Origin of the sequence: Diplocloster modestus (assembly GCF_019042245.1) — a bacterium.
GTDB classification, from domain to species: Bacteria; Bacillota; Clostridia; order Lachnospirales; family Lachnospiraceae; genus Diplocloster; species Diplocloster modestus.
Genome location: NZ_JAHQCX010000017.1, coordinates 88,743 through 104,476, shown reverse-complemented (window position 1 = coordinate 104,476; position 15,734 = coordinate 88,743). Strand labels below are relative to the sequence as shown.

The following is a 15,734-nucleotide window of genomic DNA, read 5'->3' as shown; positions in this document are numbered from 1 at the left end:
CCTCCAGGTATTATATCATAAAAAATGGCAATAAGCTATATGCTTACGTACCCAAATACTATCTTGTGTGTCGGTTTTTGTTTTGTTAAAATAATATTAAAAAAACGAAAAATAAACAAGATCGAAAATTGTCATTCAGGAGCAGTTATGAAAAAAATAAAAATACTGACCGTGGGTAAGTATCAGAGAAAAATATCGCTTACCATAACAATACCAGTCATAGCTTTGACCGTGATCATTCTTGCCATGTCTGTCATTACGGTCTGGAATGCGGCTGAACTTCATTACATTATTTCACATAAGACACAGAGATATGTAAAAGATGTATCCCTTCAATTAGCCAGTGATATTGAGGGAAGGCTGAAGAAAATCACCCAGGATATGATGTCTCTGGAAGACAGCGTGCTGAAAATCTACGATGGTCAGGATGTAGAAGGGTTAAAAGAATTTTTATTGCGGAAGGCCGACATATTGGAATTTGATTCCCTGATGATAAGTTCTTGTTTGGGAAAAAGCTATTCGACCGGAAACAGCGTAGAAAATCTTTACGAGCTTCCCGGGGTACAGGACGCTTTAAACGGTGAAAATGGGGTTTCATTCCTGGACGGGCAGAGCATCCTCTATTCTGTTCCGTTCTATAAGGACGGACAGGTGGTGGGGGTCCTGTCCGGGATACGAAGCAAATCCAATATGCAGAAACTAATCCAGCCCCACAGCTTTGACGGGAAGGGCCTGACCTGTATCTCAGACAGCGAGGGAAAGGTCATCATTTCACCCACGGACCTGGATCCTTTTTTAAGGCTGGATAACATTTTTACACAAGAAACGAAACCCCGGCAGCGGGAACTTCAATCCATATATCAGATGCGGGATAATATGCGGAACCATCAGGGAGGGGTCTTTACCTTTACATCCATTAACGGCTCAGAACTGGTTCTTTCCTATGACGAACTGGAACCCTATGGCTGGATATTGCTGACACTGGTTCCAGCGGATCTGATTACTGGTGACACGGATCGGTATGTGACTAGAACCTTTCTGATCACTGCAGGGATCATTATAGTATTTGCGCTGTCCCTGCTGATCGTAACCAATACGTTCCGAAGTCACAGAAAAGTGCTGGAGCGGATCGCTTTTGAAGATGCCATAACCGGCGGTATGAGTAATGCAGCTTTTCAACTGCGATGCAAGGAAATGCTGCAGAAGGCTTCCCCAGGTACCTACACCGTGATTTCACTGAATATAAAAGATTTCAAATTGATCAATGAAAATTTTGGAAGCCCCTCGGGGGACGCCACCTTGCGCTATGTGGGAGAAGTGCTGAAGAGAAATCTTAAGGCGGATGAGCTTTGTGCCCGGGGAGAAGCCGATAATTTTTTCCTGTGTCTGAAAGAATCGGACAGGAACCGTATCCAATCCAGAATGGAACGGATACTGGAAGATGTGAACTCCTTTAACAAAAACAGAGAGGAACCATATTTTTTAACCATTTCCCAGGGAGCTTATCTGGTGGAACAGCCATCCATGGATATTATGCTTATCCAGGACCGCGCAAAGACTGCCTGCCGCACCCAGCGATACCAATCACAGCAGACAGTGACTTACTATGATTCTGCAATTACCAGGCAGCTGCAAAAGGAGCATGAGTTAAGCGACCTGTTCAGAAATTCCATACAGAATCACGATTTTCAGGTGTATCTTCAGCCCAAGGTATGTCCGTACAGCGGCCGCATAATGGGGGCCGAGGCATTAGTACGCTGGCAGCACCCGAAACGGGGAATGATCTATCCCTCGGAGTTTATCCCTCTTTTCGAAAGAAACGGTAATATCTGCTGTCTGGACAATTATATGTTCGAGGAAGTATGCGCCCTGATCGCACGATGGATCAAAAATAAGCAGCCGGTTATCCCGATATCCGTCAATCTGTCCCGCCAGCATTTCAAGAATCCGGATCTGCTGCCCCACCTGTCCGAAATCGCCCGAAAATATCTGGTGCCGGATGGAGTGATTGAGCTGGAACTGACCGAATCTGTTTTCTTTGACGACAGGAGAATCGAAATCGTAAAAGGAAATATCAAGACCATGCATCAACTCGGGTTTTTATGTTCCCTGGACGATTTCGGTACCGGTTATTCTTCTCTCGGCCTGCTAAAAGAGTTTGATATCGATACGATCAAGCTGGACCGCAAATTTGCCCAGGACATCACAAACCCCAAAAGCCAGCATATTCTGGCGTGCATCATGGAACTGACCAAAAATCTGAACATAAAAACAGTCGCAGAAGGGATCGAGACACAAGAACAACTCGACTGCCTAAAAGGATTGCACTGCGATCTGATCCAGGGCTACCTGTATTCAAAGCCCCTGCCCATCCCTGAGTTTGAGCAATGGGCAGAAAGCCGCCTATTCTAACATATCCATCTGCTGGAAAAACCGGGACTGATTCCGGAAGCCTCAGGCGCGGCACCGACGCCTCAGGTACGGAATCATCCCGTTTTTCAATTGGATTCAGAGTAACCCTCGGCAACCCAACATCTAGTGGTGGGATTTTCCTTGAAATCAGGTTGTTGTGTTCCGGGAATTCAGGTGCTATAATAAAACGGATAATACGCGAAGATAAGGAAGGTTTCACAGATGGCAGAATTAACACCGATGATGCAGCAGTATGTAAAGACGAAGGAAGAGTACCATGATTGTATTTTGTTTTATAGATTGGGCGATTTCTATGAGATGTTCTTTGAGGATGCGCTGACGGCTTCCCGGGAGCTGGAGATCACCCTTACGGGAAAGGACTGCGGCCTTGAGGAACGGGCGCCCATGTGTGGGATTCCCTACCACGCGGTGGAGGGGTATCTGACGAAACTGGTGAAAAAAGGATACAAGGTGGCGATCTGCGAGCAGGTCGAGGACCCTAAGATGGCCAAGGGCCTGGTGAAACGGGAAGTGGTCCGCATTGTGACGCCGGGAACGAATTTTAATACGCAGACTTTGGATGAGTCGAAGAATAATTATCTGATGTGCATCGTTTATCTGGATGAGAAATACGGGGTTTCGGTTTCCGATATTACCACCGGGGAGTTCCTGGTGACTGAACTGGATACAGACCGGAAACTGATTGATGAGATCCATAAATATATGCCTTCAGAGATTATCTGCAACGACTCTTTTTACGTCAGCGGGATGGATCTTGAAGATCTGCAGAGCAGGCTGGGCATCACAATTTATTCCCAGGACGCCTGGTATTTTGACGACGAGAAATGTATCCGGGTGCTCAAGGAGCATTTCCAGGTGGGCAGCCTGGATGGATTGGGACTAAAGGACTATGACTGTGGTATCATCGCCGCAGGGGCCATGCTGCAGTATCTCTATGAGACACAGAAGACGCCGCTCCAGCATATGACCACCCTGACTCCCTATGCCACTGGGAAATTTATGGTGATCGACAGCTCCACCAGGAGAAATCTGGAACTGGTGGAAACGATGCGGGAAAAGCAAAAAAAAGGTTCGCTGCTGTGGGTGCTGGATAAAACGAAAACTGCCATGGGGGCCCGTATGCTGCGCAGCTATATAGAACAGCCTTTGATCAATGAAAAAGAGATCGAAAAAAGACTGTCTGCGATCGAAGAACTGAACCGGAACGCGATTACCAGGGAGGAGATAAGGGAGTATCTGAATCCCGTCTATGACCTGGAACGGCTGATCAGCAAGATCAGCTATAAAACTGCCGGCCCCAGGGATCTGAATGCCTTTGCCGGTTCTTTGTATATGCTGCCGCATATTAAGTTCCTGTTAAAGAATCTGCAGGCGCCGCTGCTGCAGGAGATCTATGAGGAAATTGATGAGTTAAGCGACCTGTATGAACTGGTGAAAACATCGATCCAGGAGGAGCCTCCGATCACGATCCGGGAGGGCGGAATCATCCGGGACGGCTACCATGAAGAGGTGGACAAGTTAAGGCACGCCAAGACCGAAGGGAAGAACTGGCTGGCCGATCTGGAAGCCAGGGAAAAGGAAAAGTCCGGCATTAAAAATCTGAAAATAAAGTTTAATAAGGTATTCGGCTATTATTTGGAGGTTACAAATTCCTATAAGGATATGGTGCCGGATTATTTTGTGCGCAAGCAGACGATGGCAAATGCCGAGCGCTACATTACTCCTGAATTAAAAGAGCTGGAGGATATGATTCTGGGAGCGGAGGATAAGCTTACGGTGCTGGAATACAACCTGTTCTGCCAGGTCCGGGACAGGATCGCGGAAGAGGTCGTGCGGATCCAGACCACAGCCCGGGCGGTTGCGAAGACCGACGTGTTTGCCTCTCTGGCGCTGGTAGCAGAGCGGAATAACTATGTCCGTCCGAAGATTAATCAGAAGGGGATCATTGATATCAAGGACGGCAGACATCCGGTTGTGGAGCGGATGATTGCCAATGATATGTTCATTCCAAACGATACCTATCTGGATCACAGGGATAAGAGAATTTCCATTATTACGGGGCCGAACATGGCTGGAAAATCCACCTATATGCGGCAGGCGGCGCTGATCGTGCTGATGGCCCAGATCGGCAGCTTCGTTCCGGCCAAAAGTGCTAATATCGGGATCGTGGATCGGATCTTTACCCGGGTCGGCGCTTCCGATGATCTGGCATCCGGGCAGAGTACTTTCATGGTGGAGATGACGGAGGTTGCCAACATTTTGAGAAACGCCACTTCGGACAGCCTTCTGATCCTGGACGAGATCGGAAGGGGAACCAGTACGTTTGACGGACTGAGTATTGCGTGGGCCGTAGTGGAATACATAAGCAATCCGAAGCTTCTGGGGGCAAAGACGCTGTTTGCCACTCATTATCATGAGCTGACGGAGCTGGAGGGAAAACTGAACAATGTGAACAATTATTGTATCGCGGTAAAAGAAAAGGGGGATGACATCGTATTCCTGCGGAAAATCGTCAAGGGCGGTGCGGATAAGAGCTACGGGATCCAGGTGGCCAAGCTGGCCGGTGTGCCGGATCTGGTCATCGACCGGGCAAAAGAACTGGTGGAGGAGTTAAGCGACGCTGATATTACGGCAAAGGCCAGAGATATCGCGGCCGGTTCCAATGGATTTCTTACGGAATCCCTCCATTCTATGGACGTGGAACAGATGTCCCTGTTCGACACGGTCCGGGATGATGACATTATATTGGAATTAAGGGATATCGATATCAGCACTCTGACACCGATTGACGCGTTAAATACCATTTACCGCCTGCAGAACAAGATTAAAAACCGGTGGTAGGAGCCTTGCGCCACGGGAGGAAAATATGGGTAGAATAGAAGTATTAGATCAACACACAATCGACAAAATCGCGGCCGGTGAAGTGATCGAGCGGCCTTCGTCTGTGGTTAAGGAGCTGGCGGAGAATGCCATCGATGCAGGGGCCAGCTCGGTTACGGTAGAGATAAAAGAGGGAGGCATCAGCTTCATCCGGATCACAGATAACGGAAGCGGTATCGAGAAAGATCAGGTGCCGACGGCGTTCCTGCGCCATTCCACCAGTAAGATCCGGGCAGTGGAGGATTTAATGACGATTCATTCCCTGGGATTCCGGGGCGAGGCTTTATCCAGTATTGCCGCGGTTGCCCAGGTGGAACTGGTGACAAAGACCCATGCGGAGGGCACGGGAATCCGCTATCTCATCGAAGGGGGAAAAGAAGTCAGTCTGGAGGAAGTGGGAGCCCCTGACGGGACCACATTTCTGGTTAGAAATCTTTTCTATAATACGCCGGCCCGGAAAAAGTTTTTGAAAGCTGCCATGACGGAGGCCGGCTATATCAATGACCTGCTGATCAAATTAGCGCTGTCGCATCCGGACATTTCCTTTAAATTCATTAATAATGGGCAGGTAAAGCTGCACACTTCCGGGAATACAAACCTAAAGGATATTATTTACGGTGTATATGGCCGGGAGATCGCTTCTGAACTGATCGCTGTCGAGGCCGGGGATGCTGGAGTGCAGATCCGGGGATTTATCGGCAAACCGGTCATATCCAGAGGCAACCGGAATTATGAAAATTATTATATCAACGGGCGGTATATTAAGAGCCAGATTATATCCAAGGCCATTGAGGATGCCTATAAAACCTTTATGATGCAGCACAAATATCCGTTTGCCGTCCTGCATTTTACCATTGAAGGGGATCTGTTGGATGTCAATGTGCATCCGACCAAGATGGAGCTGCGCTTTTCCAATCAGGAGGAGATCTATCAGCTGATCGTCCGCACCCTTAAGGATGCGCTGTCCGGCAGAGAGCTGATTCCGGAAGTTACGCTGGATCTGCGGCTGACAAGGAGGGGCGGCCAACCGGATGTACTGGTAAACGAAGCGACGGAAGGGAAAAGTCCTTTTGGGTTGGAATATGAGGCACAAAAAAAGGGGAATCCTTCTGATAGCAGGATAAGCTTGCAGCCGGAAGCGGATAAGAAAAGTGATCCGGGCCAGAAAAACCTGGAATATTTCATGCAGGAAATGCGCAGACGTGTGCGTGCCAATCATGAGGCGCAGATGGAGACGCAGCGTCTCTATGAGCAGATACAGCCTATTCATAAAACGAGAAACCCGGGAGAGGACAGCGGGGATATTGCGTCAAAGGAATTTCATCAGAATGGATTATACGAGGATAACCAGACAGAGAATGGAAAACCAGAGTATCAGGCATTTATACAGGAAGAAAGTTTTTACGGCCGGACGGATACGCAGGGAAGGATAGATACGGTAGGCGCAGAAGCGGAAAGTGCGGCGGCAGCGGACGGGATAAGAACACAGCCGGATGCAGGTGTACCGGCCGATTATTCTTCTGGATTTACAAAAGCAGAACAATTGGAATTGTTCGAGCACCGACTGCTGGATAAGGATTCCAGGATGGATCACCGGATCATCGGACAGCTGTTTGAGACCTATTGGCTGGTACAGTTCCAGGAGCATCTGTATATCATTGACCAGCACGCGGCCCATGAGAAGGTTCTGTACGAGAGAACCATGAAAAGCCTTGGGGCCAGGGAGTTTACGTCCCAGCTGCTAAGCCCGCCGATTATTCTGACGCTTACCATGCAGGAAGCGGAGCTGCTGAAATGTTATCAGGATTATTTCACGCAGATTGGGTTTGAGATCGAGCCTTTCGGCGGCAATGAATACTCAGTCAGGGCTGTTCCGGACAATCTGTTCGGTATCGCGCAGAAAGACCTGCTGGTTGAATTAATCGATGGGCTGGCGGATTTTCATATAACCATGGAAGCAGATATGATCAATCAAAAAATCGCGTCCATGTCGTGTAAGGCCGCGGTAAAAGGAAATCAGGCATTATCTGAGGCGGAAGCGAAAGCTTTGATCGACGAGCTCTTAGAGCTGGAGAATCCATATAACTGCCCGCATGGCAGGCCGACGATTATTTCCATGTCTAAATATGAGTTGGAAAAGAAATTCAAGAGAATTGTATGAGGCGAAAATGACGGAGCATAGATATAAAAGACAGAAGGTGACAATATGAAACGGCCGCTTGTTATCCTGACGGGGCCGACAGCGGTGGGGAAAACCCGTTTATCCATAAGTCTGGCCAAGGCCATCGGCGGAGAGATCATATCTGCGGACTCGATGCAGGTATACCGGTATATGGACATCGGTTCCGCAAAAATACGGATGGAAGAGATGCAGGGCGTGCCTCATCATCTGATCGATGTCTTGTCCCCCTTTGAAGAATTTCATGTAGTAAAATTCAAAGAACTGGCCCAGGAAGCTATAGAACAGATTTATGACAGAGGGAATATACCGATCCTAACCGGAGGTACCGGATTTTATATCCAGGCTGTTTTATACGACATTGATTTTACTGAAAACGGGGAGGATCCGTCTGTGCGCGAGGAATTAGAAGCGCTGGCACGGGAAAAAGGGGCCGCTTATCTGCACGGGTGCTTATCCGAAGTAGATCCGGAATCGGCCGGGATCATTCATGCCAATAATATAAAGCGCGTCATCCGTGCGCTTGAATACTACCGGCAGACAGGCCAGCCCATATCCGCTCACAATCAGTCGGAAAGGCAGAAGGAGTCCCCATACCGATTTTCCTACTTCGTGTTAAATGATGACCGCCCGAAGCTCTATCAGCAGATTGATTCCCGGGTGGATCAGATGCTGGCGGATGGATTGGCGGACGAGGTCCGTGCCCTAAAAGCCATGGGCTGCACGAAAGAAATGGTTTCCATGCAGGGCCTGGGCTACAAAGAAATCCTGGCCTGGCTCGACGGAGAATGCACGTTTGAGGACGCAGTCTACATTCTCAAACGGGACACACGGCATTTCGCAAAGCGCCAGCTCACATGGTTCAAAAGAGAACGGGATGTGATCTGGATCAACAAACCAGATTTTGACTACGACGAAGACCGGATCCTCGCGTTCATGCTTAACAAAATATAAATAGTATAAATAGGGACATGTCCATTTCGGTTTGGGACATGTCCAGACTGAAATGGACATGTCCCAAATTGAAATGGACATGTCCCCCATAATCGACATTCGGGAAAGGTGAACAAAGGAAAAGAGCAATGACAGAAGCAATGTATAAAGACCTGGGCGTCAGCCCGCAAGTATTTCAATATGGAAAAGAGATAGAAGGTACCCTGGCAGAACGTTTTGAGCAGATTGATAAAATCGCGGAATATAACCAGCTGAAGGTGATAAAGGCCATGCAGCGGCACAGGGTAAGCGAAGCGTGCTTTGCTGCTACCAGCGGGTATGGATACAATGACCTGGGACGGGATACGCTGGAGGAAGTATACGCATCAGCCTTTCATACCGAAAGTGCTCTGGTGCGGCCGCAGCTGACCTGTGGGACCCATGCGCTGGCTGTGGCGCTGGCGGCGAATCTGCGTCCGGGGGACGAGCTGTTCTCACCGGTTGGAAAGCCCTATGATACGCTGGAGGAAGTCATTGGGATCCGGCCTTCCAAGGGGTCCCTGGCGGAGTATGGTATCACGTACCGGCAGGTGGATCTTATGGAGGACGGTGGTTTTGACTATGAGAATATCCGCAGAGCCATTAACGCGAAAACGAAGCTGGTGACCATCCAAAGGTCGAAAGGCTATCAGACCCGACCTACCTTGTCTGTGGAGAGAATAGGTGAGCTGATCCGGTTTGTAAAGGAGATAAAGCCGGAAGTGATCTGCATGGTGGATAATTGTTACGGAGAATTCGTGGAGACGGTAGAGCCCACCGACGTGGGAGCGGATCTATGTGTGGGATCTCTGATTAAAAATCCCGGCGGCGGCCTGGCGCCGATCGGAGGCTATATCGTCGGAAAGCAGGAGCTGATCGAAAACTGCGCGTACCGTCTGACCTCACCTGGATTGGGCAGGGAAGTCGGAGCGACTCTGGGCATACTGAATTCTTTTTATCAAGGCTTCTTTCTGGCTCCCACAGTCACGGCCAGCGCATTAAAAGGGGCTGTATTCGCGGCTAATGTCTATGAGGCTCTGGGTTTTCCCGTGGTGCCCAATGCGCAGGAGAGCCGGCATGACATTATACAGGCAGTTACCTTCGGAAAGCCGGAGGGTGTGATCGCATTCTGTAAAGGAATACAGGCGGCAGCTCCGGTGGACAGCCATGTGACCCCGGAGCCCTGGGCGATGCCCGGTTATGACAGTGATGTGATCATGGCTGCGGGAGCGTTCGTGTCGGGTTCCTCCATAGAATTAAGCGCGGACGGTCCCATCAAGCCGCCTTACGCTGTCTATTTCCAGGGAGGGCTTACATGGCCCCATGCCAAGTTTGGAATACTGATGTCGTTGCAGAAGCTGATCGATGCGGGAGTGGTAAGACTATGAAAAAAGTTGTGATCGTGGGTGCCGGGGCTTCCGGGCTGATGGCGGGTATCGCTGCGGCGCGCACAGGTGCTCAGGTGACCATTCTGGAACATACGCCACAGATCGGGAAAAAAATCCGTTTAACCGGTAACGGCCGGTGTAATCTGACAAATATCGATCAATCACCGGGAAATTACAGAGGGTCACATCCGGAATTTGCACAGGAGGCTATCAAACGGTTTTCCGTGCCGGATACGATTAAATTTTTCGGCGAACTGGGAATTTATACAAAAAACAGAAACGGCTATCTATATCCACATTCTGATCAGGCGGCTGATGTGGCGGAAGTATTGAGAGCCGAAAATGAACATCAGCATGTAAAAATATCCTGTAATTCTGCCATACGGTCTATATCTGCGGACAAGCATTTTCTGATAGAAACAGAGAGCTGGACCTATCCGGCCGACGCTCTGATCCTGTGCACAGGTTCGAAAGCCGCTCCGAAGACAGGTTCGGACGGCAGCGGATATCAGCTGGCCGAACAGCTGGGGCACCGGATTGTGAAGCCTCTTCCAGCGCTGGTGCAGCTAAAGGCAGCCGGTAAGGAGTTTCAGAAGCTGGCCGGCATCCGTGCGGAAGCGAAAGCGACCTTAAGAGTAGGAGATTACGCGGTTCAGTCAGATCAGGGAGAAGTTCAGCTGACCGGGTATGGGATATCAGGTATCCCTGTATTTCAGATCAGCCGTTTTGCCGCAGAGGCGCTGGAACAGCAGAAAAAGGTCCAGGTATGGTTAGATTTCTTTCCTGAGTTTACGGCGGATAATCTGTTGACGTTTTTTCAGCAGCGAATCAGTCATATATCGTATAAGCGGATGGGACAGTTCTTTACCGGTATGCTGCCCGGAAAGCTTCCGGAGGCGGTGCTCCATAAGGCCGGACTGGAGGCGGCTTTGCCGGTGGGCCAGCTTGCGCCGGAGGGAGTGATGAAGCTGGTCCTGCTGCTGAAAGCATATCCGGTGGACATCACCGGCACCAATTCTTTTGACCAGGCACAGACCTGCGCCGGAGGGGTAGATACGCAAGAAGTTGATCCCGGCACCATGGAATCCAGGATCGTCCCGGGACTGTATCTGGCCGGTGAACTTTTGGATATTGACGGAGCCTGCGGCGGTTATAATCTCCAGTGGGCCTGGACCAGCGGCTATATTGCCGGCACCAGCGCAGCAGGAGGCCGGCTGCCAAGAAAGGAATAACAATGATCCGCATTCAACAGTTAAAACTGAACATCGGGCATACCCCGGAAATGCTTCAGCAGGCAGTTGCAAACGCCCTGAAGCTGCCTACGGAACAGATAAAGAATTTCCATATCATAAAGCGCTCCATCGATGCCAGAAAAAAGCCGGACATCTTCTATGTCTATGCCATCGATGTGGATATCCCAAAGGAACAGCAGTTTTTGAAAAAGAGAAACAGTAAAAATCTGACCTTGGTAAAGAAACAGCGGTATCAGTTCCAGGTTTCGGGAGCGCAGCCGCTTACAAACCGGCCGGTGATAATCGGGAGCGGTCCGGCCGGTTTGTTCTGTGCGCTTCTGTTAGCCCAGCATGGGTATCAGCCTCTGGTCCTGGAGCGGGGAGCTGGTATGGAGGAGCGAAAGTCCGCGGTGGAACGCTTCTGGCGGACAGGGGTACTGGACACGGAATCGAATGTCCAATTCGGGGAGGGCGGAGCGGGAACCTTCTCAGACGGCAAACTGAATACCCTGGTCAAAGATAATGCCGGCCGCAGCCGGAAGGTCCTGGAGATCTTCACGGAAGCGGGCGCGTCACCGGATATCCTGATCGAACACAAACCTCATATCGGTACCGATGTTCTGGAAACCGTGGTAAAAAATATCCGGCAGGAGATCGTCCGCCTGGGCGGAGAGATCCGGTTTCATTCCAGGGTGACGGATCTGGAAATCAGGAATCAGCGGATCTGTTCAGTAACCGTTAACGGTACCGGACGCATACCGGCCGAGCTGGTGGTACTGGCGGTCGGACACAGCGCCAGAGATACGTTTGCCCGGTTAAAGGAACTGGCCGTTCCCATGCAGCCGAAGCCGTTTGCCGTGGGGGTCCGGGTGGAGCATCCCCAGGATATGATTAATCTGGCACAATACGGGGCAGAAGCTGCGGGCAAACTGCCTGCTGCGGATTATAAGGTTACCGCGTCCGTGTCCACCGGTCACAGCGTATATTCGTTTTGCATGTGTCCGGGAGGATATGTGGTGAATGCCAGTTCCGAGCGGGAGGCCATCGCCGTGAACGGTATGAGTTACCAGGCCCGCGACGGGAGCAACGCAAACAGCGCTATCGTGGTGACGGTTACGCCGGATGATTTTGGTTCCGTAGATATTCTCGGGGGAGTAGAATTTCAGCGGAGACTGGAGCATGCCGCATTCCGGGCGGGGGAAGGCAGGATTCCGGTACAGCTTCTGAAAGATTTTCGGGAAGCCGTGCCCAGCCGGAATCTGGGAGATATCGTGCCCTCCATCAAAGGGGAATGGAAGTTCGCGGATCTGCGGGAGGTTTTCCCAGAGGTTTTATCCAGATCTATCCTGGAAGCCATGCCGGTGTTCGCAAATAAAATACCGGGATTCGCAAGGCCGGACAGTATACTTTCCGGTGTGGAAAGCCGTACATCTTCCCCGGTCAGGATCCTGCGGAACTCTTCTTATGAAAGTGAAATACAGGGGCTTTATCCCTGTGGAGAGGGAGCGGGATATGCGGGAGGAATCACGTCGGCGGCCATGGACGGAATAAAGACCGCCGAAGCCGTTGCACAGAGGTTTAAGCCTCTTGCTTAACAAATTATTAAGGAAATTATAGATATACAAGCATCCTGTTTTGTGTTAGAATAAAAAATCGGAGGATAAGGTTTATGAGAGCATCAGCAGGTAAAAATGCGTGGGCATGTTTTCTGCTCATTCTGGCAGGAATTGTACTGGGTGGCTTTATCGGCTCCCTGACAGAAGGAGTATCCTTCTTAAGCTGGCTGAATTACGGGCAGCAGTTCGGACTGGACAGTCCCATTATCCTGAATCTGGGGATTCTGGTCATCACGTTCGGACTTCATATTAAAATAACCATAGCCAGCATTATCGGTGTCATTCTGGGTATAATCATTTACCGAATGATATAACGATCAAGAAATACCAATGATTCATATCGTTTCATACAGTAAGAATCCTTAGTAGGAACGGCGCAGCCGTATTGTCGCGATTGGAGAGAGACAATACTAAGGAGTGATAGAACATGGAAAAAAAGAACATAACGGTAAAAGAAATGCCAAGTGATCAGAGGCCCTATGAAAAATGTCTGGCTCTGGGCGCGGGGGCGCTGACAGACACAGAGCTTCTGGCGGTGATCATCCGCAGCGGCGTCAAAGGGGAACGCAGTCTGGATCTGGCGGATCGAATATTACAGCTATCCGGTATCGGACAGGGGCTTCTGGGAGTCTGCCGTGTTGGGATACAGGATTTGATGAAGATAAAGGGAATTGGGAAAGTGAAGGCCATTCAGATACAGTGTGTGGCTGAATTATCCAGGAGAATAGCCAAAAAAGCTGCGACAGAGAGCCTTCGTTTTGAAAGGCCGTCTACTATTGCGGATTATTATATGGAAGATTTCCGTCATCTAGAGCAGGAACATCTCATGGTGCTGCTTCTGAATTCCAAAAATCGCTTGTTGAGAGAACAGGTTATTTTCAAAGGTACCGTCAATGCTTCTTTAGTATCCCCACGGGAAATATTTATTCTGGCACTGCGTTACGGAGCGGTCAATATGATCCTGGTCCATAACCATCCCAGCGGAGATCCGTCTCCCAGCAAAGCGGATGTGGACATATCCAGAAGGATCAAACAGTCCGGAGAACTGATCGGTATCCGCATGTTAGATCATATTATTATAGGAGATCAAAAATACTGTAGTTTACAGGAAAGAGGAATTATTTAGGAGGACTAACGCAAAATGACGAACAATGTTTTTGGAGTGGATTTAGGGACATGCAATATCAAAATCTACGACCGGCATGCCGACCAGATTTATAAAGAGAAGAATATTATAGCCATTGCCAATAAAAAGGATGTGTTTGCCATCGGGGATGAGGCCTTTGAGATGTATGAAAAAGCGCCGGCTAATATCAACGTGTTTTTCCCGATGAACAATGGCGTGATTTCCAATATCAATGCAATGCAGCAGCTCCTTTCCAAATTCTTAAGCAGCCATTCGAAAGGCAGTTTAAAGGGAAGTGAATTTATCATGACATTTTCCAACGACATCACGGAAGTGGAGAAGAAAGCGTTTCATGATGTGGTGTTAAACAGCAATTTTAAACCCAAGCAGGTGGATATGGTGGAAAAGGCGGTAGCCGATGCTGTGGGACTGGGTGTGGATGTTAAGAGTGCCAAAGGCGTTATGATCATCAATATCGGGGCGGATACCACCGAGATCGCGATTATCTCTCTGGGAGGGATCGTGATCAGCCGCCTGATCCATGTGGGCGGAAACCAGCTGGATGAGGATATCCAGAATGTGCTGAAACGGGAATATAATTTTTATATCGGTGACAAAACCGCCGAAAATCTGAAAAAGCAGCTGGCGTGTGCCACGGACTGTGAAGAAGCCAGCGCGAAAGCATATGGGATCGATGTGGTTACCGGGCTGCCAGTGGAGGTGGAAGTGCCGGGCACTCTGATTTTCGAGGCGATTTCTGATCATCTGCATACGATTATCGATTCTGTTAAAATCATACTGGAGAGGACGCCGCCGGAACTGGCTGCGGATATCGTGGCCAACGGTGTATATGTGACCGGCGGTTCTTCCAGAATCCGGAATCTGGACAAATTCATACGCAAGGAGACGAATCTGAAAGCGAATATCGTGGAAGAGCCGGAAGAGAGTGTGGTAAGAGGGCTGGCGAACATTATCGCCGATGACAGCCTGCGTTCCCTGAACTTTGTACGGCAGACCAGGGTTTATCATTAATCGGACAGAGGTTATTCATGAGAAAGAAAAAGAGATTTTCGATACCAAGTAAATATCTGCTGCTGGTCCTTACCCTGCTGTGTATCGGGCTGATGCTGCTTACGTTCACTACGGATCTGGCTACAGGGCCACTGCGCAGTGTCTCTAACTACGTCTTTGTACCGATCCAGAAGGGGATCAATCAGATCGGCTGGTGGATCAGCGATAAGAAGGAGAATCTGGCGGATTTAAAAGAAGTCCGGGCCAAAAATCAGGAGCTGCAGCAGCAGGTGGACGAGCTGACGGAGGAGAATACGATCCTTCAGCAGGATAAATTCGAGCTGGAACGTCTGCGGGAACTGGTGAAGCTGGATTCCGAATATTCTGATTACCAGAAAGTCGGAGCCAGAATCATTGGAAAGGACCCCGGCAATTGGTTCGACAAATTTCTGATTGATAAAGGTACCAATGACGGCCTGGCGGTGGATATGAATGTAATCGCAGGCGGCGGGCTGGTGGGGATAATCACCGAGGTAGGACCAGATTATGCCACAGTCAGGTCGATCATCGACGACACTACCAACGTCAGCGCCATGATCGAGACCACTTCGGACCGCTGTATTGTGGAAGGAAATCTGCAGTTGATGAACGAGGGGATTATCCAGTTCAGTGAACTGTCGGACAAAGAGAATAAGGTCAATGCAGGGGACAAAGTGGTAACATCGATTATCAGCAGCAAGTATCTGCCGCGGATACTGATCGGATATGTAAAAGAAATCGTACCGGACGCCAATAACCTGACAAAATCAGGTACGATCACTCCGGTGGTGGATTTTGAGCATCTGGAAGAAGTGCTGGTGATCACGGATCTGAAATAATACTGGAAATTACCGGCAG

General features: G+C 49.6%; 11 protein-coding genes. All 11 read left to right on the top strand.

The features are described 5' to 3' along the window. Nucleotides 1-147: 147 nt before the first annotated feature. The 11 genes from KTH90_RS19845 (at nt 148) to mreC (ending at nt 15,715) form a co-directional block, all read left to right on the top strand. Nucleotides 148-2,412: an EAL domain-containing protein gene (locus tag KTH90_RS19845; RefSeq protein WP_238727311.1), complete on the top strand. Its 2,265-nt coding sequence runs from the start codon at nt 148-150 to the stop codon at nt 2,410-2,412. Nucleotides 2,413-2,634: 222 nt separating this feature from the next. Next, nucleotides 2,635-5,274 (top strand): DNA mismatch repair protein MutS, encoded by a 2,640-nt coding sequence (mutS, locus tag KTH90_RS19840; RefSeq protein WP_158354881.1) that lies wholly within the window; start codon nt 2,635-2,637, stop codon nt 5,272-5,274. Between the two features lie 25 nt (nt 5,275-5,299). Next, nucleotides 5,300-7,474 (top strand): DNA mismatch repair endonuclease MutL, encoded by a 2,175-nt coding sequence (gene mutL / locus KTH90_RS19835; RefSeq protein ID WP_158354883.1) that lies wholly within the window; start codon nt 5,300-5,302, stop codon nt 7,472-7,474. A 45-nt stretch (nt 7,475-7,519) separates the two neighbouring features. Then, nucleotides 7,520-8,446, top strand: a complete 927-nt coding sequence (gene miaA / locus KTH90_RS19830) for a tRNA (adenosine(37)-N6)-dimethylallyltransferase MiaA (protein ID WP_158354885.1) — start codon at nt 7,520-7,522, stop codon at nt 8,444-8,446. A gap of 128 nt (nt 8,447-8,574) precedes the next feature. Continuing rightward, entirely contained in the window at nt 8,575-9,852 is a 1,278-nt protein-coding gene (locus tag KTH90_RS19825) for a methionine gamma-lyase family protein (RefSeq protein ID WP_158354887.1), read from the top strand. Beyond that, nucleotides 9,849-11,084, top strand: a complete 1,236-nt coding sequence (locus KTH90_RS19820; protein WP_158354889.1) for a BaiN/RdsA family NAD(P)/FAD-dependent oxidoreductase — start codon at nt 9,849-9,851, stop codon at nt 11,082-11,084. Before KTH90_RS19825 ends, KTH90_RS19820 begins: the two co-directional genes overlap by 4 nt. Before the next feature lie 2 nt (nt 11,085-11,086). Beyond that, nucleotides 11,087-12,679 carry an NAD(P)/FAD-dependent oxidoreductase gene (locus KTH90_RS19815; RefSeq protein WP_158354891.1) on the top strand — a complete coding sequence of 531 codons (1,593 nt, stop codon included), beginning with the start codon at nt 11,087-11,089 and terminating at the stop codon, nt 12,677-12,679. 74 nt (nt 12,680-12,753) lie between these two features. Beyond that, nucleotides 12,754-13,014, top strand: a complete 261-nt coding sequence (locus KTH90_RS19810; protein ID WP_158344347.1) for a DUF4321 domain-containing protein — start codon at nt 12,754-12,756, stop codon at nt 13,012-13,014. A gap of 113 nt (nt 13,015-13,127) precedes the next feature. Continuing rightward, nucleotides 13,128-13,826, top strand: coding sequence for a RadC family protein (gene radC, locus KTH90_RS19805; protein WP_158354894.1), 699 nt, complete (start codon nt 13,128-13,130; stop codon nt 13,824-13,826). 15 nt (nt 13,827-13,841) lie between these two features. Beyond that, on the top strand, nt 13,842-14,858 hold the full coding sequence (gene mreB / locus KTH90_RS19800; protein WP_158354896.1) for a rod shape-determining protein: 1,017 nt from the start codon (nt 13,842-13,844) through the stop codon (nt 14,856-14,858). A gap of 17 nt (nt 14,859-14,875) precedes the next feature. After that, nucleotides 14,876-15,715, top strand: coding sequence for a rod shape-determining protein MreC (gene mreC / locus KTH90_RS19795; protein ID WP_158354898.1), 840 nt, complete (start codon nt 14,876-14,878; stop codon nt 15,713-15,715). Nucleotides 15,716-15,734 lie beyond the last annotated feature (19 nt).